Consider the following 3,770-nt stretch of genomic DNA (forward strand, 5'->3'; position numbering starts at 1 on the left):
GGGCGCGGAGGCTTGGCGCAGGCCGAAGGCCGCCTCGATCGCCTCGCGCTGCGGGGCGGGCAGGCGCCCCGCTGAGCTCATCATGTGCCCGCACAACTGCTGCAGGCCCGCATAGGCGAGCTCCATCTCGGACTCCGAAGCGACGATGCGCTCGACCCGGACATCGGCTGCGGGGCTCCCCGCTATGCGGTCCAAGAGTGCCGTCTTGCCGATGCCGGCCTCGCCGGAGACGACCAGCGCGCCGCTGTGACCGGCGCGGGCACGGTTCACCAGCGCGTCCAGCTCCGTCAACTCGGAATGCCGTCCCCGCAGCGGCGCGGTCTCTGTCACGGTGTCGCCTTCGCTGGTGTTTACCGATATATGGAGCCTTGGCCGCCAAATCCTATCTGAGACGTTGGGGATGCATGAGTGGCGAAACGAGCCACGGGTCCTCGGCGGCGGAGGTTCCGAGTCCTCTCCGCTTCGCAAGGCCGAAGGCGGGAACCGGACCCGGTTCCCGCCTTTTCGCCTTCACCGTGTGGTGGTGAACAGGTATGCGGAGTCCTACACGGCCTCCACACGGTGGCGGCGTTCGGGCATGACCAGCAGGTCGCCGGGCAGCCCGTCCCACGAGTCAGGTCCGGCGACGAGCCGTACCCGCCCGTGCAGCACGTGCACCGTGACCTCGTCAGGATGCTCGTGTTCGTGCATGTGCTCGCCCTGCCGCAACACCATCACGGTCTGCCGTCAGCGAAACCTTGGTCATGACCGTGGCGCCCGACGGTCTCGCCGAGCCTCCAACTCCTCCGGGCTGACCACGGTCAACATCGGCTGCCCGGGCGCGCAGAACATCGTCACCACGAACGCCGACTCCTCGTCGGCGAGGTGGTTGCCGTCCTGGTAGTGGATCACGTCCCCACCAGGCTCCCAGAACGCCTCACCGGCCCGGACAACCCGTACGGGTTCGCCTTCGAGCTCGAAGTTGATGGCGCCCTTGACCACGTACCCGTACGCGGGACCGGAGTGTCGGTGAGGGGGCGCACCAGGGCTGTTCGGCGGCAACGTGACGTGGATCGTCATCGCCTCGGCCCCCTCCGGCGCGGGCGGCGCCCCGGGCACGGTGGCGACCACGTCGATCTTCGGCGGCGGCCCGCTCTTGTCGGGGTTCTCGAGGTGGTGAGCGTGTGCTTGATCGGTGCTCATCAGGCTTCCTTCGCGAAACGGTGGCCGGCTCGATCCGGCCGTGTACAGCTCAGACCGGACAGCGCCCCGATCTGTGACAACGCCCTGAACCAGGCTCGACGCGCCCGACGACACGGCCGCCGGGCTACTCGACGACGCGCAGGTACACCGGGAGTTCCTGGTGACCGTTGCTGATGAGAGTGGGTACGGGCCGCAACGCGTCGGCCGGTACCGCGAGTGAGACAGCGGGGAAACACTCGAAGAGCTGACGCAGGGCTTCCGCGACTTCGAGGCGGGCCAGAGGAGCGCCGAGGCAGAAGTGCACGCCGTAGCCGAACGCCAGGTGGTCCTTCACCTTGCGGGTGACGTCGTAGGTGTCGGCGTCCGGCCCGTGCCAGTCCGGATGACGGTTGGCGGCCCCATACGCGGCGAGGATGGGCTCTCCCGCGCCGATGACCTGTCCGTCGGGCAGCTTGATGTCGGTCACGGCGAAGCGCAGTGGCAAGTACTTGATGGCGGGCTCGGCACGAAGGGTTTCTTCCACCACGTCCTCCCAGGTGGCCCGGCCGGAGCGGACCAGGTGGAGCTGGTCGGGGGACGTCAGCATCGCGAAGACGGCCTGGTCGATGACGTTGACGGTCGTCTCGTACCCGGCGCTGATCATCAGAATCATCGTGTCGCGTAGTTCGACGTCGGTGAAGCCGGTGCCGTCCGACTCCTCGTCGCGTGCCGTGATGAGGAGGGAGGTCATGTCGTCGCCGGGGCTGCCGCGCTTGATGGCGATCAACTGGTCAATGGCCTCAAAAAGACGTGCGGTGTTGGTCTGGGCCTGCTCAGGCGTGAGTGTGCTGTCGAAGACGTTGTCGACGATCTGTCGGAAATCGTCCCGCTGGTCTTCCGGTACGCCCATCAGGTGGCCGATCACGGCGATGGGGAGCGGGTAGGCAAGTTGCTCGCGCAGGTCCACCACCTGGCCGGGAGGCACCGCGGCAAGGTCGTCGATCAACTCGGCGACCAGGGATTGGATGACCGGCTTCAGCTCGGCGATGCGGCGCGCGCTGAAGGCGGGGGCGACCATCCGCCGTAACCTGCGGTGGTCGGCACCGTATGCGGTGAGCATGCTCTGCACCTCGATCCACAGGGCGAGCGGCCACGTGCTGATCGTCTGCTGAAAGGCCGGGTAGTGAGCGCGGCCGTTCTTGGAGACATCGGGGCTGGTGAGCAGACTCTTGAGCAGGGCAGGGTCGGTGACCGCCCAGGCCCGCAGGCCGAGGATGTCCACGGGGGTGGCCGGGCCACGAGCCCGCAGGGCCTGGTACTCAGCGTGCCGGTCGGCACCGGTGGGATCGATGACGAGCGGGAGAGGTTGGGTCATGTGTCTTCTCCTTCGGGTTGCGGCAGCGAAGCGGGGGCCTCACGGGCACGCTGGATCGCTCTGCTCGCCACGTCGGTCTCATGCGGAACGGCGGGGTCTGCCTCAGGCCGTGCCTGGGCGATCTGGTCCTGGCCGAACCGGCCAGGCTGGTCGATGACGGCGACGAGGCCCTACACACGATTGACCGGGTAGCCCGGGCTGTGCGTGACAGGAAGCCGGATGTGACCTGCGTCTCATCAGCGTCCAGCGGCGCCCTGCTCGAAGCGCCCTCAAACGCACGGCGAGCCGTACAAACTTGCCAGCCTGGGGCGATCCGTCCGGAAGGCTAGGGTGCCGCGCATGCAGCGCTCCCTCGCCCACGAGCTGGCCGTCGGTCTGCTTGCTTGCCATCCTCTGGCTCGGTCTCGTCGGCGGGATCGTGCTCGTCTGGCGGAACGACGCCGCCCCGTTCGAGATCTTCGCATGGGTGTTCTGGAGCTCGGACCCACGGATTATGAGTCGGCTCGATTGGTGCTACTCAGTGCCGCGGGATGACGCTTTGTATCACTGTCTCCCAGATCATCCCCGTCATCGTGCCGGGAAGTGACGGTGGATACCGCGCCGTATCGCGTACACGCGAGCAACCATGCGTTCTTGACCATCGCCATTATGTGCCATTTGTCCCCCGTCTCGGCACGGCTATGCAGGGTCAAGATTTCGTGACGAAGCCCCAGTCCCACGGCAGATGGAACGCGTACGAGCAACCACCGAGCAGCCATCGGTAGGCGATGCGCGTTTGCTTGCCAGCAGAACTTGTAGTCGCTTCGAAAGTGACGCAGAGCCTGATTGACGTGCATGGATGTGGTTTTCGGCAGGCGCAGAGCTGGTCACCCTGGGCATCAAGGTCGCGTCCTCGACCATCTGGGAGATACTCAAGCAGGAAGGCGTAGACCCGTCCCCTGAGCGGGCGCGGTCACGTGGGCCGATTTCCTGCGTTCGTAAGCCGACGCGACGCTGGCCTGCGACTTCATCGAGACCCTCACCCTCAACGGGCAGCGCCAGTACATCCTGGCGGTCATCGAGCACGCCACCAGGCGCGTTCGCGTGCTGGGCACCACCTCTCACCCGACCGCCGAATGGGTCATCCAGGCGAGCAAGAATCTCGTGATGGATCTAGGGCATGTATTGAGTCGTGATCAATGGGTGGTTTCGGGTGAGGTCCTTGATCCAGATCATTGAGGCGCGCAGGTAGAGG

General features: G+C 66.3%; 4 protein-coding genes. All 4 read right to left on the reverse strand.

Annotation, left to right across the window (positions count from 1 at the left end):
* On the reverse strand, positions 1 to 330 hold a 330-nt coding region (locus tag ACWDX9_RS60940), incomplete at its 3' end, for an AAA family ATPase (RefSeq protein WP_449973052.1).
* 213 nt (positions 331 to 543) lie between these two features.
* Entirely contained in the window at positions 544 to 714 is a 171-nt protein-coding gene (locus tag ACWDX9_RS60945) for a hypothetical protein (protein WP_449973053.1), read from the reverse strand.
* Positions 715 to 741: 27 nt separating this feature from the next.
* Positions 742 to 1,182 (reverse strand): cupin domain-containing protein, encoded by a 441-nt coding sequence (locus ACWDX9_RS60950; RefSeq protein WP_449973054.1) that lies wholly within the window; start codon positions 1,180 to 1,182, stop codon positions 742 to 744.
* 124 nt (positions 1,183 to 1,306) lie between these two features.
* Positions 1,307 to 2,536 (reverse strand): cytochrome P450 family protein, encoded by a 1,230-nt coding sequence (locus ACWDX9_RS60955; RefSeq protein WP_449973055.1) that lies wholly within the window; start codon positions 2,534 to 2,536, stop codon positions 1,307 to 1,309.
* Positions 2,537 to 3,770: the final 1,234 nt, after the last annotated feature.

This window comes from Nonomuraea sp. NPDC003201 (genome assembly GCF_053590415.1).

Coding starts and splice junctions, on each gene's coding strand:
- ACWDX9_RS60945 (WP_449973053.1), bottom strand. CDS start 714: ATGGTGTTGCGGCAGGGCGAGCACATGCACGAACACGAGCATCCTGAC.
- ACWDX9_RS60955 (WP_449973055.1), bottom strand. CDS start 2,536: ATGACCCAACCTCTCCCGCTCGTCATCGATCCCACCGGTGCCGACCGG.
- ACWDX9_RS60950 (WP_449973054.1), bottom strand. CDS start 1,182: ATGAGCACCGATCAAGCACACGCTCACCACCTCGAGAACCCCGACAAG.